This is a genomic window from Priestia megaterium, from assembly GCF_046599315.1.
Lineage (GTDB): Bacteria > Bacillota > Bacilli > Bacillales > Bacillaceae_H > Priestia > Priestia megaterium_F.
In genome coordinates, this window is record NZ_JBKIKC010000001.1 from 312,626 (window position 1) to 332,974 (window position 20,349).

Below are 20,349 nucleotides of genomic sequence, written 5' to 3' on the forward strand. Positions count from 1 at the left end.
TGTTTTATCGAACTTTTAATTATAAAATTAATCCATATACTTTTTTAGTAGGAAAGGAGGTTAAAAACAGTGCGTAATTCTACAACAAAAAATAGTGTGGTAATCACCACTTTACTTTCTGCACTATTTTTCTGCTTTATCTTGGTTCTTGGTTCGCTTTCTCCTCTAGCAGATTCAGGCCCAAACGTTAATACGTTCGGTTCAGTGGGGCTGTGGTTATCTCTTGGCATGGTTCTGTTTTTATATTTGTTGCCTTTAGCTTTTTATATGTCAGGAGTCAATTTCATAAAATTTGTGATGACTGCTTTTTGCAGCATCGGACTTTTAATCGCTGCTAGTACTCTATTGCTGATGCCCGCTCTGTTTTTATTTGGATTGGAAGATTTCTCGGGAAACTTACCTTCAATCATAGGTGTAGTGATTTCTTGTTTAGGTTTACTGATCACGAATATTGTGTGGTTTGTTGTTGCGTTTAAAAGACCATCAGCCACTGTACAAGAAAGCGTTTAAAATGGTGAAAAGGTTGAGACCTAACTAAGTCCATTCCATCTAAAGACGACAAATTGGAGAGATGAGCTGAACTGCTTGTTACACCGCTGTTGATTTTCGTGCAAGACTTCGCTTTCCGCGGGCGTCCGGTGAGCCTCCTCGTTGCTTCCGCTCCTGCAGGGTCTCACCTGTTCCGCTTTTCCCGCAGGAATATTAACGGGGATTTTAATTCATGACTTAGGCTTAATGACAATTATTTCTGGCACGAGAAAAGTGCTGAATCAGCTTTATATTAAATGGGTTTCTGTAGCGGCTGGATGTATATTGATTGGCTTTTCATGCTGCTTTCTCTACCGATTCATTGGGAATTTGCGCATGTACTTTTAATTTTTCTACATACTTTACGGCTTGTAATGCCCCCTCTCTGTCTAGTACAAAGAGGGGTTTTTAGAATCTATTTGAAACTTTCAGACAAAAAGTTCACAGTTTCGTCACATTTCTATTGATTTTTTTCTCTTTTTATACGAAAATATAACAAAGGGAGGAAATATCATGAAAATCAAAAAAGCACTTCGCATCTTTATTGGATCAAACGTTCTCGTACTATTAACATTCGGCCTTCTTCCAGCACTATTGGTTAACCCTGATATTGACCTAATACAATCATTTATTAATTATATAGGCAAGGACTAATTCCGTTTTAAATAGTCATAATTTTCAATCTATTATTTCAATAAAAAAAGACAGCCGATGCTGTCTTTTTTATTAGGCTTGAGAGAAACTTATGATGCTTACCCCTGCCAATATAACAATAAGAAGCAGGTTTACTTAGTTGAAAGTAGCGTTTTAAGATCTATTTTTTGGTCTTTAACGATCGTATACGTATCCTGTTTTTTATTTTTAAAATTAAATGCTTTTATGTAATTATGATCGTAAATAGTTAAGCCGTATGCATCTTTTCCGTTTTCAGCAATTTTTACCCAGTAAGCCTGATCAAACTTTGGATCTTGTTCCCTGCTTTTTTTCACTTCCACCTGTGACAAAGAATGTACAATCTCTTTCATATCCTTTTTATCATCTACTACACGTTTTCCTTCGTCCATATCAACTTCAATACGTGTAACGTTTGCTTCGTCTACTTTTATTAAATCTTTTAACTGATAGGTTTTCCCTGTATATGTAAAGTAAAATGCTACGACAAATAGAAGTATGCATATAATAACTGCTCTTTTTTTCACAAGAAGCCTCCTTTTCTACATCACTTTGCATCTATGATGCTTTATATTGTACAGCCTCCTGCTTTTAGGTGATACATCTTTTTATTACTCCCGTTCCGCATCCCTTTAGTAGAATGCTGCTTCCTACAAGCAAGCTATAGATTAATCCCGGAACAGGAAGTATTAACGTTACCATCAGCAGTAACATTCCCATGCTTGTAAGAGCTACTCCTACAGCTCGATTTTCCATTCGTCTCATCACCATCGCTCTTTAAATTCTTTTTTATATGAAGGGATAGAAGTATTATTAATCTTCTACTTACTTATGTACTTTTCGCTTATAAAACAGAAGTGTCAAAACATCTACTAGTAAGATTGCCGCTTCCCATTACCTTCTTCTTTTTAACTAGATTATGATTTATGAAATAAAAACAGCTCATCTACCGTTGCTCCCAGCTCTTCGGCCAGTTGAAAAGCGAGCGTTAAGCTTGGATCATACTTATTGTTTTCAATTGCATTAATCGTTTGTCTTGATACGCCGCATACTTTTGCCAGTTCATCCTGAGACATTCGTTTGATTTTACGCAGTTCTTTAATTCGGTTTTCCACCATTCATCACTCATCTCTAAAATGTAAAAAACTTTTTACATCCATATCTTATATTATCTTCCTTGTTACTGTCAAATATGTTTGACAAACTAATGTTTCTTACATACCTGAAATAGAGGCTGGGACAAAAGTAGGTTAGTTGAAGGACAATTCGAACGAGTCTGATTAAGAATCAAACTCGTTCGAATTTTTTTATTGCTATGGTAAATGTAGGCTTAATCTAGTTCGTTGCTTCTAGCTGATGATTGGAGGGCAAGGCGAAGACTCCTGCGGGAAAGGCTCACCGGCTGCCCGCGGAAAGCGAAGTCTGGCACGGAAATCAACAGCGGTGTAACAAGCAATCTATACTAGTAACATTAAAGCTTTTTACTCATATTAAACCACTGCACGCCTGCATGCTGAGACTCTGCAGCTCCTTGATTGACATACCCGTTTTTTTCGTAAAAAGGAATCAATTCTTCTTTGCACGTTAAGGTAACCGTTAAGCGCTGTTTGTTCCGCGCTTGTTTCTCAAACTCTCCTAGAAGCATACTCGCAATTCCTTTGTGGTGATGCTCTGGATTTATGACAATCCCTAAAATACTTTGATGACCGCCTGTCTCAGGGTTGGAAATCGTTTTTTCAAACAAATCATCTGTGATAAACGGAGCTGAAATAACGGGACCGTTCACATACCCAATCATTTCTTCATTTTCTTCGGCAATGATAAACGTATCAGGAATGGTTTGGATTCGCGTGATAAACGCGTCTTTTGAAGCAGCTTCCTCGGGTGTAAAGCCTTTGTTTTCTAACGTTATTAATTGTTGTAAGTCCTTTTCTTGCACTTGTCTTATAATCATTGGAACGTTTCCTTTCATTTATAACTATCTCTTTCTACTATATATAAAAACGCACAAACAAAAAAGGATTGACCTCTGAAAGATACAGAATTCAATCCTACTTCGCTTCTTAATGATAGTCTTGATTATTTTGTAAATGCACCAAACGGCTTGCCCACTGGAAGCACAACTTGACCATAGTGAGTATTTAATACAGCCGCCGCAGATCCATAGAATGAAAACAGAGCAATTAATAGCTCTGATACTGCTGCTAGTAAGTGCGTATATTCAAATGCCACACCAAATGTACTTAGCGATAATCCAATGAATAAAAAATCAATTAACACAAAAATAATAAATAATACTTTATGAGTGCCCATTGCTCCAACTGTCATAAAAACGCTGAAAATCAAGTAGCCTACAAAAGCAAATGCGAGCTGCTTTGGATCTGCTTCTTTTGCGAGCGCTTCCCCAAATGCTCCAAGCTGAATAAGCCATGTCATAGCTACACCTAACCAAAATAACCCGAAGGCACCAAAAGCAGTTGCGCCGAAGGTATTATTATGTTTGAAATCTTGAATAGACGCGATTAACTGCCCTATTCCGCCTAAAAAAATCGCCCATGGTAATACCAATGAAACACCGTCGGTTACCCCAAGCTTTTGAAACGATGCAACAAGTGTCACCATGGCAAGCCCGAATAGACCTAGCGCTGATGGATCCGCTGTTACAATTTTAACGTGCTGCGTGCTGTTGTTACTCATGTTGTACCTCCCTGATTTTAAAAACACCTTTAAAAAGATACAAAAATGTACGGGAAGTGTCAATGGATATTTTTGGACTTTTTAAATCCCATTAAAACAAGCAGTGTAAACGCTGCACTGCTTGTTTTGTAAACCTTTATGATTGAACGTTTTGTAATAGATTTTGTCTTGTTTGTTTTGCAGACTCAACCATGACTTTTAGAGCTTCAACCGTCTCACTGATTCCTCTTGTTTTAAGGCCGCAGTCGGGATTAATCCAAAATAATGTAGGATCAAGTACCTTTAGGGCGCGGTCGATGTTTCGCGTCAGCTCTTCAAGCTTCGGTACGCGCGGACTGTGGATATCATACACACCAAGTCCAATTCCTCGATTGTACGTATGTTCTTCAAACGCATAAATTAGTTCACCGTGGCTTTTAGACGTTTCAATGGAAATCACGTCGGCATCAAGCGCTTTGATGGCATCAATAATCTCTTCGAATTCCGAATAGCACATATGCGTATGAATTTGCGTATCATTTTGCACGGATACCGTCGCTAGTTTGAACGCATACACCGCAGCGCTCAAGTAGTCTTCCCAGTTTTCTCTTTTTAACGGCAGTCCTTCACGAAGCGCCGGTTCATCTACTTGAATCATAGAGATGCCATGACTCTCGAGTGCTTCCACTTCTTTTCTAAGAGCAAGCGCGATTTGATTCGCCACATCGTAGCGCGGGATATCATCACGCACAAACGACCAGTTTAAAATCGTAATCGGACCCGTCAGCATTCCTTTAACCGGCTTATTTGTTAAAGACTGTGCGTAGACCGTTTCTTTTATCGTCATCGCCTGCTGATACGATACATCTCCGTAAATAAGCGGCGGCTTCACGCAGCGAGAACCGTATGATTGCACCCAGCCAAACTTAGTAAACTGAAAGCCTCCTAATTTCTCGCCGAAGTATTCAACCATGTCCGTTCGCTCAAACTCCCCGTGCACAAGTACATCTAAGCCGATGTCTTCTTGAATTTCAATCCATTTTTTTATTTCATCGTTAATGTACGCTTCATACGCTTCGTCTGTTAGTTCTCCTTTACGCCATTTTAGACGCTCTTGGCGCACTTCTTTTGTTTGCGGAAAGCTTCCAATCGTTGTGGTTGGAAGAAGCGGCAGTTGAAAATCCTCTTTTTGAATACGCTGACGTACGTCAAACGGTGCTTGACGCTCCGCTTTATAGCTATGCAGCTGTTTCAGCGCTTCCTGTACCTCCTGATGATTTCGAAAAGATGATCGATTTAATGCTTGAATGGCCTGTGTGCTTACACTTATCTCTTCTTCTATTGTTTCTTTTCCTTGCTGCACCGCTTTTGTTAAAAGCGTAATTTCTTTCAGCTTTTCATCTGCAAAGGACAGCGCGTTCTTTAGAACTGAGTCAATCGTTTCTTCGCTTTTCACCGTGACAGGAACATGTAATAGGCTCGATGAAGGCTGCAGGATCAGACGGTCTTTTGATACGGCTTCTTCAATTTCACTAAGGGTTAAAAGCTGTTCATCCAAATTCTCACGCCAAATGTTTCGTCCGTCAATAACCCCTGCCGCAAGTACTTTATCACTTGGAAAACCATATTTATTAAATGCAGTTAGATTTTCTCCGCGGTCATGCACAAAGTCTAAACCAATTCCTTGAACAGGAAGAGAAATAACTTCTTTGTAGTGATCAACGCTGTCAAAGTACGTTTGCAATATAACTTTTACACCGGGTGCTGCTTCATTCAAAGCTTGATAGACTTCTTTGTACAGCGCGAGGTCTTCCTTTGATAGTGTTGTAGATAAAACCGGTTCATCCATCTGTACCCACTCGACGCCTTCTGACTCCAGCTCGTTTAAAATAGTCGCATAAAGCGGAACAAATTGCTCTACCACTTGTTTAAACTCACTTTCTTTATATCCTTTTGACAGCTTTACAAATGTCACTGGGCCTAAAATAACGGGCTTACCTTTGATATTTAGCTTTTGTTTTGCTTCTTTGTAAAACTGAAGCGGGCGATTTTCTACAAGAGCCGGCTTACATTCGTCAAGCTCCGGTACGATATAGTGATAATTTGTATTAAACCATTTTGTCATGGTAGATGCTACTGCACCTTTTGTTCCTCGTGCGATGTCAAAATACGTTTCAAGCGATACCGCTCCTCCGTCGTAATCAAAGCGCTTTGGCACCAGACCAAACATGGCGGCTGTATCTAACACATGGTCGTATAAGCTAAAATCGCCGACTGGAATCAGTTCAATTCCTGCATCACGCTGTTTTTTTAGATGCCCTAGACGAAGAGCCTCAATTTCCTGCAAAAATACGTCTTTTTCTAGCTTTCCTGCCCAAAACTGCTCAAGCGCTTTTTTCCATTCACGTTTTTCACCAATTCTTGGATAACCTAAGTTTGAACTTTTTACACTGCTCATTTTTTCCACTCCCTGTAGCTTCTTTTTTTTTCGCTAAACTAAAAAATCTCTCTTTTCGAAATAAAAAGAGAGATGATACGCATACTTAACTAGAGTTGAGATAGCCTGTTTTTCTCAACACGTATTCCTCACTCCTCTCTATATCCCGTAGAGCTTAAGTGCATACAACAGGCAGGTCTCCTGACTTAGGTTCATCGCTTCCTATCCCTTCCCATTTCAGAATGAAACAGTGGTTAATAAGTTGCTCCCCATTACAGTGGCGGGACCGCGCCGGATTTTCACCGGTCTTCCCTTTTAAGCTGCGCACATTCGTTACACAGCACCTGATGCATTTTTATAAAATTGTCGTATTCAAAACATCCTCACATAAAATAAAAAGCCTCTCTATTCATAATAGAGAGGCATAGTATCTATGAAATCCTCTCTTATTTTTCAAAGCTGTACGCTTTGCAGGATTTAGCACCTTTTCAACAAAATCGTTAAATGGTTGCCGGGCTTCGCAGGGCCAGTCCCTCCGCCTCTCTCAATAAGAGTTTTAATTGTTTATAATGTTTTGAATTTAGAGTTATCTTAACACCTTACATTTACGTTGTCAAAATTTTTTTAAAAAAATCAGTTTTCAGGAGGCGCTGACGCTAACTTTTCCCTTAACAATTTGTAACCGTCTTTTCGATGTGTTTCAATTAAATCTTTTGCTCCTTGATGGTATCCTGAAGAATAAATATACTCTACCGCCGTTTCGATAAGCTTTCTCTTTTCCTCGGCACACTCCCGGTCCATTAAGGGGAACAGTCTACCTAAAAGGTCATTTAAATCTTCCTTGATAAAACGATCAAGCCCCTCTTGCATCTTTTCGTTTGCCATGATAGCTCCTCCATTTGCTGTATATGTTCTACCTCTCTACGAATAGTAGGTTCACGGTAAGTTTTCAGATAAAGTTAAGTCATTAAACAGTATATCAAGTGAATGTTTTCCTTCAATTACATATGTAATACAAATATATGACAAATATAGAGAACATATCATCATTCATTCTCTATTATAACGTTTGACCAAGCCTTCTGCTACAAGGGTTCTCCAATAATTATGTAGAATATGCCAAAAGTCTTACTGTAAATCACAGAAAGACTTTTAAAAAAAGATACCTTTATCGTATCTATGAATCATTCACATTACGTAAAAAAAGAATCCTTTGCTGAGATAGCAAAGGATTCTTTTGTTTAAAACGTTTACGACCCTCAAACGTATTTATTACGCTCAACTTGACTCAATGGCTTTCTTTCAGAGTGAGCTGCCATGTCCGTTTCAATTTGCTCTAGGCTTCGCCCTTTTGTTTCAACAACTACAAAACGTATAAAAAGTAATCCGAGTACACAAATAATCCCAAAAGTTGAAAAGATCACGCCTAAGCTAAACTGGTCAGCTAAAATAGGGAATATAAGCCCAACTGCCAGTGATCCTGTCCAGTTAAAAGCAGATGAAATCCCAGCACCAATTCCGCGTACAGAAAGCGGGAAGATTTCTCCTACAATGATCCACGTAAGCGGTGCCCAAGAAAACGCGTAGCAAAGAATAAAGCAGCAAAGTGCAATTAGCGTAACCCAGTTAACTATGGCTTCATTGACTCCCACTACTCCTAGAATAGCCGGTGTAAAAAATGAAATTGCCATACCCGCACCGCCAATCGTAAGAATGGTACGGCGGTTGAATTTATCAACAAACTGCAGAAAAATAAGGGTTGTCACGACGAAGATTACCCCAACAATGACCGTAAAACCAGCAGCTACCTGCGGAGCTAAACCAACTTGACGGGCAATGCTTGTCGCATAATAAACAATTGAGTTTGAGCCTTGAATTTGCTGGAAAGTTGCCATTCCGATACCGATAATTAAAGCTAAACGAAACTTTTTATGAAACAGCTGTTTAATGCCTGATTGTTCATGAACAGCTACACTTTCAATTTCAGACACTTCAGCTTCCACTTCAGCTGTTGACCGGCGAAGCGTACGCAACACTTCACGCGCTTTATCTGCCATTCCGTTTTTAATTAAGTAGCGAGGCGACTCTGGAAGTTTGATCATACCGATGCATAATACGACCGCAAAAATACCGGCACTTCCAAGCATGAGTCGCCAGCTGTTTGGAATCGGCTCAAAAATAAACGCTACGATATAGCTTAATAATAGTCCAATTACAATCATTAGCTGATTCAAACCTGAAAGCTTCCCGCGAATATTGGCAGGCGCGATTTCTGACATATAGGCAGGAACTAAAGAAGAAGCCGTCCCTACCGCTGTACCTAAAAAGACGCGAGCAATCGTTAATGTAATTTCCTCTGGTGCAATCGCTGAACCGATTGAGCCTAACAAAAAGATAATAGAAGAAATTAAAATTAACTTTCTTCGTCCAAACTTATCTCCTAATAAACCGCTTAAAATGGAACCGATAATTGCTCCGCCCATTAAAGACGAAACCACAATTCCCAGCCACAGTGGACTTAAATGAAACGCTTCACGGATATGACCTTCTGCACCAGCAATAATCCCAATATCATAACCGAATAAAATACCGGCAAATGAGCCGAAGAAGAAGATAAACTTACTTGATACTTTACTCATGATCATATATCCCCTTTTTATTGTCTTAGTTTTGCTACCTACTACACTGTTTTAAAACGCTTTCATTCTTTCTTAAAATTGACTTTCTTTCACTACTTGCCTAGTGAAAGCTATATCATATTTCCAAGGAAGCAGCGCTCCCTCAGAAATGTGAATGCTTACTTAATAATGACGTACTCTAAATTAACAAGCTTTGCATAGCTCACAATTTGATCCGTTGTTAAATTTAATGAAAGAACCGTATGGTGACCGCCTCCGTTTTCAATCCACGCTTTAACACCGTCTTGGAAGTTCGGCTTAATGTTCCAAAGCACGCGCGCTACCGGAAGGTTTGGAGCTGGAACTTCCGGCTCAAATGCGGACACTTCATTAATTAACAGCTTGTAATGAGTGCCAAAGTCAGCCATAGAAACCACTACTCCTTCTCCTTGTTTACCATCAAATACTAAGCGGGCCGGGTCTTCGCGGTTGCCGATTCCTAGCGGAGAAACGATTAGTTTTGGCTTGTTTGTCGCTAGCGTCGGGTCTACTTCAAGCATGTGAGATTGAAGCACTGACTCGCGACCGGGAGCTAATTCATACGTGTAGTCTTCCATAAAGCCCGTTGACTGGTTATGGCTCATCACTTTGAGTAAGCGGTCAAGCGCGGCTGTTTTCCAGTCTCCTTCACCAGCAAAGCCGTATCCCTGTGCCATCAAGCGCTGTACGGCTAGACCAGGAAGCTGTTTCATGCCGTATAGATCTTCAAAGTTAGTGGTAAAGGCGCTGTAGCCGCCTTCATCTAGAAAACGTTTAATCGCAATTTCATAGCTTGCCTGTACTTTTACGCTAGACTCCCAGTCTTCTACACGATAATCACCGTAGACAAATTCATACGCATCTGCATATTCAGCAAATAAATCATTGATTTCTTCTTCCGTAACGGCATTTACATATTGAACAAGATCACCAATTCCGAAGTAGTCAACCGTCCAGCCAAATTGAATTTGCGCTTCAATTTTATCTCCTTCCGTTACTCCAACGTTGCGCATATTGTCACCGAAACGCGCAACTTTAATATTGAAGCTTTCGTTATAAGCGGCGGCTACATCCATCCATTGTGCAATTTGCTGCTGTACTTCGGGACGCTCCCAGTAGCCTACTACAATCTTATTTTGCTTGTTCAAACGCGCGTTGATAAAACCGTATTCACGATCACCATGAGCGGATTGATTTAAGTTCATAAAATCCATGTCAATCGTTTCCCAAGGAATGCTTTCATTAAATTGTGTTGCTAAATGAAGCAGAGGTTTTTGTAATAACTTGGTGCCGCGGATCCACATTTTTGCAGGCGAGAACGTATGCATCCACGTAATTACGCCGGCAACTTCATCTCGGTAATTAACTTCCTTCATCATGTTTGTAATTGTATCAGCATTAACAGCTAAATCCTGCAGTACGAGCGGATAAAGTAAGACACCGCTTTCATTTAAAGCATCAGTCATGGTTTGCGCGTGTGCTTTTACTTCTGCGAGTGCTTCTTTTCCATAAAGGTGCTGTGAACCAACAATAAACCAAAATTCTTTTTGAGTAGTTTTTAACATGATAATCCCCTTTTCTGTATGTAATTCTTTTACTGTCCTTGCCCGTAATACGCGTTTTTTCCGTGTTTTCGTAAATAATGTTTATCTAAAATACGCTGAGGCAGCTCTTCAGCCATCCCATTTAATTTTTGTGTAAAGAAATTCATCTTTGATACTTCGTCTAGTACTACGCTGTTCATTACAGCCGTTTTGGCATCTTTTCCCCACGTAAACGGCCCGTGCCCCTGAAGTAAAATACCAGGAACCGCTAACACATCTAAACCGCGCTCTTCAAACGTTTCAATGATCACCTTGCCGGTCTCCACTTCATATCCGTCATTCACTTCTTTTTCTGTCAAAAAGCGCGCGCACGGTACGGAACCATAGAAGGTATCGGCATGAGTGGTTCCCAATGCTTGCACATCGAGTCCTGCTTGAGCCCAAATGGTCGCCCACGTTGAATGCGTATGGGCGATACCGCCGATTTGCGGATAATGTTTGTACAGTACGGCGTGCGTCAGTGTATCAGAGGAAGGATTGAGCTCGCCTTCTACAACTCGGCCATCTAAATCGACGACTACCATATCTTTGGCTGTCATTTTTTCATACGTAACGCCGCTTGGTTTAATCACAAACAAACCGCTGTCTCGATCAATCGCACTTACATTTCCCCACGTGTACTTTACTAGTCCGTGTTTTGGCAAATCGACGTTTGCTTGAAATACTTCTTCTTTTAATTTGTCTAGCACATTAACTCCTCCCGTTCTTCGCTGTGATGCTCTGCAGCTGCTTTTTCAATCACTAACCCTTTTTTGTATCTTTTGATAAATGCTTCAAACCCTTTCACATCGAGTTCGTCAGGGTAGATTTCCTGTGCGGTCACTTCTTTAAAGACTTTGTCATCCAAGAAATCTTCTAAACTTTCATTCTCACTTTTATTAAGCATATAAGAAGAAAGAATAGCCATTCCCCACGCTCCTCCTTCTCCTGCTGTGTCCATTACGGAAACCGGCGTGTTGATTGCAGCTGCCATCATTTTTTGACCAACTACCGGAGTTTTAAATAACCCCCCATGCGCTAAAATACTGTGAATCTTTACGTTTTCTTCTTTTACTAAAAGATCCATTCCCATTTTTAATGCACCAAAAGCTGTAAAAAGATGCGTTCGCATAAAGTTTGCTAGATTAAAATTACTTTTTGCTGAACGGACAAATAATGGACGGCCACTTTCTACTCCTGTAATATTTTCGCCTGAGAAATAGCCGTAGCTAAGCAAGCCCCCTCCGTCAGGATCAGCTTCTAACGCTTTATTTAACATCACTTCAAATAATTTATCCGACTCTACTTTTTGCCCCATAGCCTCCGAAAATTCACGAAATAATCCGAGCCAGGCATTCAAGTCGCTTGAGCAGTTATTCGCATGAACCATTCCAACTGGACTGCCGTTTGGCGTAGTAACCAAATCGATTTCTGGATAGACTTTTGAAAGCTTTTTGTCTAATACAATCATCGCAAAAACGGAAGTTCCTACCGAAACATTTCCCGTGCGCTTTCTTACGCTATTTGTTGCAACCATTCCAGTTCCCGCATCTCCTTCTGGAGGACAAAACGGAATGCCGGGCTGTAAATTTTTAGATTGATCTAGAATACTAGCACCTATCGCTGTTAACGTGCCTGCTTGCTCGCCTGAGGTATGGACTGAAGGCAGAATATCTGTTAGTTTCCACGGATACCCTTCATGAGAAATGAGTTCATCAAACTGCTTCATCATATCTTCACTGTAATTTTGCGTGCGTTCATCAATTGGAAACATCCCCGAAGCATCTCCAATACCAAGCGCCTTACTGCCCGTTAGCAGCCAGTGAATATAGCCCGCCAACGTTGTAATGTAATCAACGCGCGGCAGATGTTTTTCTTGATTTATAATTGCCTGATACAGATGCGCGATGCTCCACCGTTCAGGAATATTAAATTGGAAATGTTCAGTTAATTTTCTTGCCGCTGCGCTTGTTGTGGCATTACGCCACGTTCGAAACGGAACAAGCAGCTCCCCCGTTTTATCAAACGCCATATATCCGTGCATCATAGCTGAAACGCCGATGGAGCCAATTGTTCGAATGGTTAGTCCATAGCTTCGTTCAACTTCTTGCTTCATTTCACGATAAGCAATTTGCAAACCTGTAATAATATCGATTAAGTTGTACGTCCAAAAACCGTCTTCTAAGAGATTTTCCCATTCATAACTGCCTGATGCGATTGTTTCAAAGCTTTCGTCAATCAGCACCGCTTTGATACGGGTAGATCCGAGTTCAATTCCAAGTGAAGTTTTTCCTTTAGCAATTGCTTGTTTTATGCTTTCTTGAGTTGTTTTCACGTTAATCTCCTTTCTGATAGCCAAAGATACCTATAGCAGCAAGGAAGCGCTTTCCGTTTTATGTAACGCTGTTTGAATTTGTTAACAACCTAAGTATATTTATTTGTACGTACATTTGTCAACAATAAAATTATATATGCACACAAGTATTTAAAAATCCCTGCCTTTTCCTCTTTAAACTTTTAAACAATGTGTATTCAATCGTTAAATCATTCTGCTTTCAATTAAAAACCAGAGAAATCTTTTCATTTATTCACGTTCATGATAAAATATGTCCATACAAATTATACACACAAAAAAAGTTGAATGTATACAACTACGAAAGAAGTGAAAACATGAAGCCAAAATATCAGGTGATTATTGAGGATATAAAAAGTAAAATTCTTTCAGGCGATTACAGTATGGGCGAACAAATCCCTACTGAATCGATCATGCAAGAAATGTATAACGTCAGCAGACATACGGTTCGAAAAGCGATTTTGGAGCTGTCGAATGAAGGATTTTTAAGAAGCGAAAAAGGATCTGGCACCTATGTAAGCAATCAGTATCAATCCAAAACTAGCGGGGCTTCTGCAAACAAAACGATCGGCGTTATTACCACGTACATTTCTGACTATATTTTCCCTTCTATCATTCGCGGAATTGAAAGCAGATTAAATAAAGATAATTATTCGCTGCTGCTGGCGAGCACGAATAATGATGTAGAACAAGAAAAAAAAGCGTTGGAAATGATGCTTTCCTACGGAGTGGATGGTCTAATTGTTGAACCTACAAAAAGCAATTTGTACAATCCAAACATCTCTTATTATTTATCATTCAAAGAACAAGATGTTCCGTTTACGATGATTAACGCCTACTACGAAGAATTGGACGTTCCATTTTTTTGTCTAGACGACGTTCAGTCAAGCTACCTTGCCACAAATGAATTAATTTCAAAAGGACATACACAAATTGGTCTCATTGCAAAAATGGATGATCTTCAGGGAAAGTACCGAATGAAAGGATATATAAAAGCGCTTGGTGAAGCAAAGCTCCGCTTTCAGCCCGAACATATTTTGTCTTTTAACACCGAAACAAAGCTCGATTTGTATGCTAATTTAAAAACGTTTCTCACTGAAAACAAAGACGAAATGACGGCCCTTGTCTGCTATAACGATGAAGTGGGATTAGAAGTCGTAAATGTATGCAGACAGCTTGGTATTTCCATTCCGGACAAGTTGTCAATTATTGGTCAAGATAATTCCTACATCGCTAAAAATGCAACGATTAATTTAACAACTTTAACGCATCCGCAGGAACAAATGGGACACGATGCAGCGGATTGGATCATTAAAAAGCTGCAGGGCAAAAAAGAGCTGCCAAATGAAACTTACTATCAGCCCGTGTTAGTTGAAGGAGAAACCATTAAAGAGTTGAACGCGAAGCGCGACGAAGTTCGTTGAGACAAGTCTTCCTTTAAGGATCTAAAAAGCTGCTTATGGTATAAGGGGATGCATACTAATTGCATCCCCTTATCTATGTAAACAGCAGCGCAACCTTCACAACGAAGCGTGAATGTTAATATATACCCCTTTTTCTATCGTTTGTTTTGCTTCTTCTATTACTCTTTTAGCAGTAATAGATAGCTTGGATACAGGAACGACTTGTTCTGAAACAACAACAAGAGGATCAACCCAGCGCATTTTTGTCGTTTGGTGAACACTATGACAAGAAGCAGTGCCTGTTTCTACTTTGCTGTTAAAAAGAGTAGCTAACATTGCTTCAATACTTCTATCTCCGGAGTTTTTCAGCAAACGCATCAAATCTTCATCCTGCTTCAAAAAATCTTCCATAGATACTATATCTTTTTGCAAAGCGAGTTTGATGACTTCTGTAAGCTGATGGTTTCCAAACATATTAAGCGGGTTCATAAAAAAGCCAATCACTTCTTTATAATAAGCAGCCAAAAACCACTCTGCAGCTGATAGATTGCTGCAGACCATTTGTCCTTTAAATACAACAAGCTGATCTAAAAAGGCATGTACTTCTTGTAAAGTAATCTCTCCGCACACGTATAAATCCCGCAGCGTATAATCCACGCGATCAGCACATAGGAGCGGAGCTTTCTGTTCAAGAAGCGTCCAGCGGCTTTCAGCAAGTAAGATATTTCGCCAGTTTAAACCAGCGCTCTTTAAAATATGAGGAATAGACGACTCAGCCACTATTTTTTCGTAAATCATTTCATGATAATTTTCTTCTTTTTGTTCAAGAACATAGTCAATCACATGAGAAAATGCCGTATGCGACACATCATGTAATAAAGCCGCTACTTGCTCTTCCAAAGACCCGCCAAGCCTGTGTACAAGCATCATTACGCCAATGGAATGATCGTATCGTGTAGTATTCCATTTTTCATTTACAAACCGGCTCGCTCCGCCTTGGTAAATTCCTTTTAAACGCTGTACGGGATCACTTTGAATCAGCTCTAAAAGAACGCCGTCTGCTTCGAATTTTCCATACAGCTCATCATAAAGTGTAAGCATATTTCTCTCTCCTTTTACTAGCTTATTATGTTTAATCCTAAGCTCAAGACACAGCGCTGTAAAGCGCCTCTCCTCGTGTTGTAATAGCAAACTATTTTTTATAACAAAATGTTCAATTCTCTTGCAGAAAATCTCGTAAAAATCACTCATTGTGATGATTTTATTTTATGATTTCAGTGATAAAGTTTTATAGGGAAATTTATTTACTAACAGGATATAAGATAAAAAAGGAGATATTTATGAAAAAGCTTAGCATGCTGCTGCTCATTTTAGTCATTGCCGTGGTCGGCTGTTCAAAAGGAAATGAGCAAAAGTCACAGGAAGTTAAAGGAACAATTGTAGTGCCTCAAACCATTAAAGCAAACGAAAAAACATCTATTAACGTGCTCGTTACACAAGGGGACAAAAAGATAGAAAATGCAGACGCTGTACAGATTCAAGTTGAAAAAGAAGGCTATATTAATCAAGAAATGATTGATGCAAAACACGAAGGTAACGGCGCATACAGCACCGGCTATAAGTTTAAAGAGGACGGCGAATATACGATTACCGCTCACGTTACGATAAAAGGCGACATGAAAATGTTTACGAAAAAAGTAACGATTGGCGAGAAAAAGTAAACTACCTATCAAAAAGCGACCTCTGACAAGCAGAGATCGCTTTTATTATTTCTTTGATTCTTTGATACGATCAAGATACTGCTTCGCATGAAGCAAACCAAGATTTTTTTGTTTTCGTATGTATTTAATAGCTTCCACGTCGCTTCGGCCATTCATAAGCATCAGATTGACTTTGTTTTCAAAAGCCTCATCTTTGTCTATTTCTAGCTGCTTCCACTCTCCATTAGAATCTTGTTTAGGTGTTGTTAGCAGTAGTACTACTAATAGTATAAGAGCGCTGCTTGTCGTCACATAAAGCCAAAACCAGTCGGGAAACCAGCTGTTAATCAGATTCAGTATGATAACGATGGTGAAACCGAAATATAATTTTGTTTGATACTTACTAGTTTTTTTGGAATCTATTTTATTGAAAAACACCCCCACGGTCAGCCTCCTTTTAGCATTCTATCTGCGCGTTTTGTCTATTAATCTCTTTTGTACGTGAAGTGAATCTATGTCATATAAATTACTATTCACCCTAACAAATAGCAATTAATTTCAACCTATTCTATTCATCTGATTAAGTACCCATAAAAAAAGTGCAGGGCTCTTTGCAAAGCCCTGCACTTTTTTTAATATACACTTCACATTTAAATAAGGTTAAACGCTTTTACCACTTGAGCAACAGTAAACGTAACGCCAATCGCAATTGCTGTTGGGATCGCAAAAGCTAGAAACGTCCACTTTGCATTTTTGGTTTCTTTATAAATATTAACAAGCGTCGTTCCGCACGGAAAATGCAGGAGCGAAAACAACATCATGTTAAGAGCTGTTAGCCACGTCCAGTGGTAATCAAGGAAAATCTGCTTTAGTCTGGTCACATCTTCAATTTCAATTAATGAACCTGTTGATAAATACGCCATTAATAGAACCGGCACGACAATTTCATTAGCCGGCAACCCAATAATAAATGCAGCTAGTATATAACCGTCTAATCCTAGCAGCTGAGCAAAAGGATCAAGAAACTGAATAAAGTGCATTAAAATACTTGTATCACCAATATAGATATTGGCTAATACCCACGTTAACACCGCTGCAGGCGCTGCTACAATAATGGCGCGTTTTAACACGTATAGCGATTTATCCAACGTCGCACGCACGATTGTATCAACAAATTTCGGCTTGCGGTAAGGCGGAAGCTCTAGTGTATAGTGTGTTGGCACCCCGCGCAGTGCCGTTTTAGACAGTGCCCACGATACCAACAGCGTCACGACGATTCCAAATAACACTGTTCCCACTACAACAAGCGCTGTTACAAAGGTTTTAGCACTCCCTGTAAAGCCGGTCGCCATAAATAAAGAAGCTAACAAAATCAACGTAGGCCATCTGCCGTTACACGGAACAAAATTATTCGTTAAAATCGCCATCATGCGTTCACGCGGCGATTCAATAATACGCGTCGACATAATCGCTGCGGCGTTACATCCAAACCCCATCGCCATCGTTAGCGACTGTTTGCCGTGTGCGCCTGCTCGTTTAAACAAACGATCCATATTAAACGCTACGCGAGGCAAGTAGCCGTAGTTTTCTAAAAGCGCAAAAACAGGGAAAAAGATTGCCATCGGAGGCAGCATCACGCTAATGACCCATCCTGTGCCCCGAAATAGTCCTAATACAAGAATCCCGTGCAGCCATTCTGGTGCATGCATAGCTTGAAAGAAAGCTGTTAAATATCCTTCTGCCCAGCCAAAACCTTGTGCGATTAACCCGGAAGGAACGTTTGCGCCTGCTATTGTGATATAAAAGATGACCGATAAAATGCCAAGCATAATCGGAAATCCCCAGATTGGCGAGGTAAAAACTTTATCTAGCTTTTCTGTGCGCTGAAGTTTTGAGCGGTCTTCGTACACAACTGAATTTTTACATATTTGCTGTGACGCCTGATAAATACTTGCGACCATATTCGAACGATGATCTTTTTCTTTTGCCTGCTGCGCATAGCGAGTTAGCTGTTCCATCGCTAATGAGTTTTCAGGAGTTAACGGATTTCCCATATGCGCTGTTCCTCCTTTCTGTGTGACTGATATCTTTTTGCTGACGCTGTTGAATAGTTTCTAAAAACGACGTGTCTCCATCAAGGACCCGCAAAGCAATCCAGCGCAAAGGAAATTGATTTCCAACAATAGAGGCGACTTGAGGCTCTAGCTCCTTTAGTGACGCTTCAATTTCTTTTGTGTACTGCACCTGGTACGGATTAAGCTTTAATTGCCCGCGTACGACTTGTTCAATCGCGTCTAGCAAATTCGTAATTCCTTTTTTATTACGGGCTGATATTGGAACGACCGGTACGCCTAACGATTCGGCTAGCTTTTTTTCATTAATTACAATTCCTTTTTTCTTCGCTTCATCCATTAAGTTCACGCAAATCACGACGTTTTCAGTCATCTCCATCACCTGCAGCGCTAAGTTGAGATTTCGTTCCATCGCCGTTGCATCCACAACAACAACCGTAACATCCGGTCTTTCAAATAAAATATAATCACGCGCTACTTCTTCGTCTGCTGAATTTGAATACAGTGAATACGTTCCTGGCAAATCGACAATGGTATAGAGCTGATGATGATGTTCAAATGTCCCTTCTGCTTTGGCTACTGTTTTCCCCGTCCAGTTTCCTGTATGCTGCTTGAGGCCGGTTAAGCTGTTAAATAACGTACTCTTTCCTGTATTTGGATTACCTGCTAATGCGATACGATACTTATCCAACGTCGTCACCCACTTTTTTAACATACATTTTTGAGCTTTCTTCCCTTCTAAGCCCAATAGTCGTATGGCTTACTTGATAAGCAACAGGATCTCCTAACGGACTTTTTTGAAGCACTTTGATTATTGCTCCTGGAATAAACCCTAAATCTAACAAACGGCGCTTTAACGTACCTTCGATTTCAATTCGCTCTAGCTGTACGGTTTCACCTGTTGTAAATGTAGACAACGGATAGGTTTTTGTACTAACCATCTATTTTTCATCCCTTCTCATTTTTTTATCTGAGGTTATATTTTTTCCTAAGACCAACTTTTAAGGTAAAAAAATACAAAAGATAAGTTCGTTGATTTGTAATAGGCTATTCTGTTTATGCAAAAAAATGAACATGTCAGCATTAATTATTTTTAATTTTTAGTTTTTAATTATAATGATATTGAAAGTTTACCATAGGAAACTTTTTTAGTCTAGAGGAACTTACAGCTGATTTTCAGCTACTTTTAATTTATAAAAAAAGAGAATGCACGAAGCATTCTCTTTTAACAACGGCTATATAAGCCGCTTCTTCAACTGTAAGCTTTACTCTTTAGGCTTGCCTACCATCACTTTTTTCGTGAACATTTTCATGTTACCATCTACCGTAACGTGAGCCGTAATCGTATATTCGCCGTCTTCTTTAAACGTATAGTCCGTGCTGTATACGCCTTTTCCTTCGTGCGGTGCTTTTGTCATTTCTTGATTGATATAGCCTTCTTTTTCAACTTGAAACTGTACATCATCGGCGTTTTCAACTTTTTTATCTCCTTGTGTCACAAGGACTTCAAGCTTCACTTTTTCATTTGGTTGAATCGACTGAGGTACTTCAATTGTTCCTTTTACTTCCTTTGAACTTGAATCATTTCCTTTTGAACAGCCTACCATAGCTATAATTAAAACAAATAATACGATGCTGAGTTTTTTCATTATGTTCTCCTTTGTTATGTAAGTTTGAAGCTTTCCTGCAATTTCATATTATACCCATTTATCAGATAAAAAGAGAAGAAATGCTCATTGTCCACATAAAGTTCTTATTTCCACAGTAGTTTTCACATTTTTTCATCCCTTTACTCGTCATTCCCTTCACAAAAAAAGCTGAAGAAGCTTTTTACTTCTCCAGCCTTGCCTTTATCTCTGCGGTTCTTCTAGCATGTACGACGACAGTGCATTTTCTACCCACCGTACAAAATCTTTGCTTGCTCCCCAGTCAATATTTAACATACCTTCTGTGCTTCTTGAAGGAATACACTTTACTTTGTTTGGACCGGACACGTTTTCTAAAATGATCGTCAATGATCCTCTACCGCCGGTGCGAAAGAAATAGCGTTCAAACACAAGCGTGCACAGCTGCTTGCCGTCTCCGAGATCATAATATTCTCTGTATAATAAGTCACTTTCAGAATTGTTTGCGTTCACAAGCTTTTTTGCTCCATCAAAAGGAAGAAGCGTCGTTTTAAATTCAATTACCTTTTCCATCACTCAAGCCCCTTTCTATCGCAACAGATATGTACTACTTCTCTTTTCCCTTCTAAAAAACCTGCCCCTT

General features: G+C 39.7%; 22 protein-coding genes and 2 riboswitches. Of the genes, 4 read left to right on the top strand and 18 right to left on the bottom strand.

The annotated features are described in order from the left end of the window. Positions 1-69 precede the first annotated feature (69 nt). Both ACLHDF_RS01850 and ACLHDF_RS01855 read left to right on the top strand, forming a co-directional pair. Positions 70-510, top strand: coding sequence for a DUF5391 family protein (locus ACLHDF_RS01850; protein ID WP_413917340.1), 441 nt, complete (start codon positions 70-72; stop codon positions 508-510). Between the two features lie 531 nt (positions 511-1,041). Continuing rightward, a complete protein-coding gene (locus ACLHDF_RS01855) occupies positions 1,042-1,182 on the top strand; it encodes a hypothetical protein (RefSeq protein ID WP_013058226.1) in 141 nt (46 codons plus the stop codon). A gap of 131 nt (positions 1,183-1,313) precedes the next feature. On the opposite strand, the gene ACLHDF_RS01860 is transcribed toward ACLHDF_RS01855, so the two are convergent. The 11 genes from ACLHDF_RS01860 to ACLHDF_RS01910 all read right to left on the bottom strand — a co-directional run bounded on the left by ACLHDF_RS01860 (position 1,314) and on the right by ACLHDF_RS01910 (position 12,888). Next, entirely contained in the window at positions 1,314-1,727 is a 414-nt protein-coding gene (locus ACLHDF_RS01860; protein ID WP_413917341.1) for a DUF5301 domain-containing protein, read from the bottom strand. A 64-nt stretch (positions 1,728-1,791) separates the two neighbouring features. Further along, entirely contained in the window at positions 1,792-1,956 is a 165-nt protein-coding gene (locus tag ACLHDF_RS01865) for a hypothetical protein (protein WP_413917342.1), read from the bottom strand. A gap of 161 nt (positions 1,957-2,117) precedes the next feature. Further along, positions 2,118-2,318 (bottom strand): helix-turn-helix transcriptional regulator, encoded by a 201-nt coding sequence (locus ACLHDF_RS01870; RefSeq protein WP_057244142.1) that lies wholly within the window; start codon positions 2,316-2,318, stop codon positions 2,118-2,120. 353 nt (positions 2,319-2,671) lie between these two features. Beyond that, positions 2,672-3,172, bottom strand: coding sequence for a GNAT family N-acetyltransferase (locus ACLHDF_RS01875; protein WP_413917343.1), 501 nt, complete (start codon positions 3,170-3,172; stop codon positions 2,672-2,674). Positions 3,173-3,279: 107 nt separating this feature from the next. Next, positions 3,280-3,897 (bottom strand): acetate uptake transporter, encoded by a 618-nt coding sequence (locus ACLHDF_RS01880; protein WP_413917344.1) that lies wholly within the window; start codon positions 3,895-3,897, stop codon positions 3,280-3,282. Between the two features lie 136 nt (positions 3,898-4,033). Next, positions 4,034-6,334, bottom strand: a complete 2,301-nt coding sequence (gene metE, locus ACLHDF_RS01885) for a 5-methyltetrahydropteroyltriglutamate--homocysteine S-methyltransferase (protein WP_413917345.1) — start codon at positions 6,332-6,334, stop codon at positions 4,034-4,036. Between the two features lie 152 nt (positions 6,335-6,486). Next, a riboswitch (cobalamin riboswitch) is annotated at positions 6,487-6,676 on the bottom strand. A gap of 80 nt (positions 6,677-6,756) precedes the next feature. Next, positions 6,757-6,867: riboswitch (SAM riboswitch) on the bottom strand. A 79-nt stretch (positions 6,868-6,946) separates the two neighbouring features. Next, entirely contained in the window at positions 6,947-7,198 is a 252-nt protein-coding gene (locus tag ACLHDF_RS01890) for a hypothetical protein (protein ID WP_413917346.1), read from the bottom strand. Positions 7,199-7,572: 374 nt separating this feature from the next. After that, positions 7,573-8,952 (bottom strand): sugar porter family MFS transporter, encoded by a 1,380-nt coding sequence (locus ACLHDF_RS01895; protein WP_413917347.1) that lies wholly within the window; start codon positions 8,950-8,952, stop codon positions 7,573-7,575. 158 nt (positions 8,953-9,110) lie between these two features. After that, positions 9,111-10,535: an L-arabinose isomerase gene (gene araA, locus ACLHDF_RS01900; protein WP_413917348.1), complete on the bottom strand. Its 1,425-nt coding sequence runs from the start codon at positions 10,533-10,535 to the stop codon at positions 9,111-9,113. A 29-nt stretch (positions 10,536-10,564) separates the two neighbouring features. Further along, positions 10,565-11,263 (bottom strand): L-ribulose-5-phosphate 4-epimerase, encoded by a 699-nt coding sequence (locus ACLHDF_RS01905; RefSeq protein ID WP_413917349.1) that lies wholly within the window; start codon positions 11,261-11,263, stop codon positions 10,565-10,567. Beyond that, entirely contained in the window at positions 11,257-12,888 is a 1,632-nt protein-coding gene (locus ACLHDF_RS01910) for a xylulokinase (protein ID WP_413917350.1), read from the bottom strand. The genes ACLHDF_RS01905 and ACLHDF_RS01910 overlap by 7 nt, the downstream gene beginning before the upstream one ends. 335 nt (positions 12,889-13,223) lie before the next feature. Here ACLHDF_RS01910 and ACLHDF_RS01915 point away from each other — a divergent pair, with 335 nt between their 5' ends. Next, positions 13,224-14,330: a GntR family transcriptional regulator gene (locus ACLHDF_RS01915; RefSeq protein ID WP_413917351.1), complete on the top strand. Its 1,107-nt coding sequence runs from the start codon at positions 13,224-13,226 to the stop codon at positions 14,328-14,330. A 96-nt stretch (positions 14,331-14,426) separates the two neighbouring features. Here the strand turns inward: ACLHDF_RS01915 and ACLHDF_RS01920 are convergent, their stop codons facing one another. Beyond that, complete coding sequence (locus ACLHDF_RS01920; RefSeq protein ID WP_413917352.1) at positions 14,427-15,410, bottom strand: HD domain-containing protein; 984 nt, start codon at positions 15,408-15,410, stop codon at positions 14,427-14,429. Between the two features lie 239 nt (positions 15,411-15,649). Between ACLHDF_RS01920 and ACLHDF_RS01925 the strand changes: the two genes are divergently transcribed. Beyond that, positions 15,650-16,030 carry a FixH family protein gene (locus ACLHDF_RS01925; protein ID WP_413917353.1) on the top strand — a complete coding sequence of 127 codons (381 nt, stop codon included), beginning with the start codon at positions 15,650-15,652 and terminating at the stop codon, positions 16,028-16,030. A 45-nt stretch (positions 16,031-16,075) separates the two neighbouring features. On the opposite strand, the gene ACLHDF_RS01930 is transcribed toward ACLHDF_RS01925, so the two are convergent. The 6 genes from ACLHDF_RS01930 to ACLHDF_RS01955 form a co-directional block, all read right to left on the bottom strand. Further along, a complete protein-coding gene (locus tag ACLHDF_RS01930) occupies positions 16,076-16,453 on the bottom strand; it encodes a hypothetical protein (protein ID WP_413917354.1) in 378 nt (125 codons plus the stop codon). Between the two features lie 206 nt (positions 16,454-16,659). Continuing rightward, positions 16,660-18,027 carry a nucleoside recognition domain-containing protein gene (locus ACLHDF_RS01935; RefSeq protein WP_413918244.1) on the bottom strand — a complete coding sequence of 456 codons (1,368 nt, stop codon included), beginning with the start codon at positions 18,025-18,027 and terminating at the stop codon, positions 16,660-16,662. Between the two features lie 13 nt (positions 18,028-18,040). Next, complete coding sequence (locus ACLHDF_RS01940) at positions 18,041-18,772, bottom strand: FeoB small GTPase domain-containing protein (protein WP_413917355.1); 732 nt, start codon at positions 18,770-18,772, stop codon at positions 18,041-18,043. Beyond that, positions 18,765-19,022 carry a FeoA family protein gene (locus ACLHDF_RS01945; protein WP_413917356.1) on the bottom strand — a complete coding sequence of 86 codons (258 nt, stop codon included), beginning with the start codon at positions 19,020-19,022 and terminating at the stop codon, positions 18,765-18,767. The genes ACLHDF_RS01940 and ACLHDF_RS01945 overlap by 8 nt, the downstream gene beginning before the upstream one ends. A gap of 324 nt (positions 19,023-19,346) precedes the next feature. Next, positions 19,347-19,730 (bottom strand): FixH family protein, encoded by a 384-nt coding sequence (locus tag ACLHDF_RS01950; protein WP_413917357.1) that lies wholly within the window; start codon positions 19,728-19,730, stop codon positions 19,347-19,349. A 201-nt stretch (positions 19,731-19,931) separates the two neighbouring features. Beyond that, entirely contained in the window at positions 19,932-20,279 is a 348-nt protein-coding gene (locus ACLHDF_RS01955; protein WP_413917358.1) for a DUF6054 family protein, read from the bottom strand. Positions 20,280-20,349 lie beyond the last annotated feature (70 nt).

Bases quoted from the DNA above. Each gene is read 5' to 3' on its own strand.
- ACLHDF_RS01855 (WP_013058226.1), top strand. From the start codon at position 1,042: ATGAAAATCAAAAAAGCACTTCGCATCTTTATTGGATCAAACGTTCTC.
- ACLHDF_RS01865 (WP_413917342.1), bottom strand. From the start codon at position 1,956: ATGGAAAATCGAGCTGTAGGAGTAGCTCTTACAAGCATGGGAATGTTA.
- ACLHDF_RS01870 (WP_057244142.1), bottom strand. From the start codon at position 2,318: ATGGTGGAAAACCGAATTAAAGAACTGCGTAAAATCAAACGAATGTCT.
- ACLHDF_RS01875 (WP_413917343.1), bottom strand. From the start codon at position 3,172: ATGAAAGGAAACGTTCCAATGATTATAAGACAAGTGCAAGAAAAGGAC.
- ACLHDF_RS01880 (WP_413917344.1), bottom strand. From the start codon at position 3,897: ATGAGTAACAACAGCACGCAGCACGTTAAAATTGTAACAGCGGATCCA.
- metE (WP_413917345.1), bottom strand. From the start codon at position 6,334: ATGAGCAGTGTAAAAAGTTCAAACTTAGGTTATCCAAGAATTGGTGAA.
- ACLHDF_RS01890 (WP_413917346.1), bottom strand. From the start codon at position 7,198: ATGGCAAACGAAAAGATGCAAGAGGGGCTTGATCGTTTTATCAAGGAA.
- ACLHDF_RS01895 (WP_413917347.1), bottom strand. From the start codon at position 8,952: ATGAGTAAAGTATCAAGTAAGTTTATCTTCTTCTTCGGCTCATTTGCC.
- araA (WP_413917348.1), bottom strand. From the start codon at position 10,535: ATGTTAAAAACTACTCAAAAAGAATTTTGGTTTATTGTTGGTTCACAG.
- ACLHDF_RS01915 (WP_413917351.1), top strand. From the start codon at position 13,224: ATGAAGCCAAAATATCAGGTGATTATTGAGGATATAAAAAGTAAAATT.
- ACLHDF_RS01920 (WP_413917352.1), bottom strand. From the start codon at position 15,410: ATGCTTACACTTTATGATGAGCTGTATGGAAAATTCGAAGCAGACGGC.
- ACLHDF_RS01925 (WP_413917353.1), top strand. From the start codon at position 15,650: ATGAAAAAGCTTAGCATGCTGCTGCTCATTTTAGTCATTGCCGTGGTC.
- ACLHDF_RS01935 (WP_413918244.1), bottom strand. From the start codon at position 18,027: ATGGAACAGCTAACTCGCTATGCGCAGCAGGCAAAAGAAAAAGATCAT.
- ACLHDF_RS01945 (WP_413917356.1), bottom strand. From the start codon at position 19,022: ATGGTTAGTACAAAAACCTATCCGTTGTCTACATTTACAACAGGTGAA.
- ACLHDF_RS01950 (WP_413917357.1), bottom strand. From the start codon at position 19,730: ATGAAAAAACTCAGCATCGTATTATTTGTTTTAATTATAGCTATGGTA.
- ACLHDF_RS01955 (WP_413917358.1), bottom strand. From the start codon at position 20,279: ATGGAAAAGGTAATTGAATTTAAAACGACGCTTCTTCCTTTTGATGGA.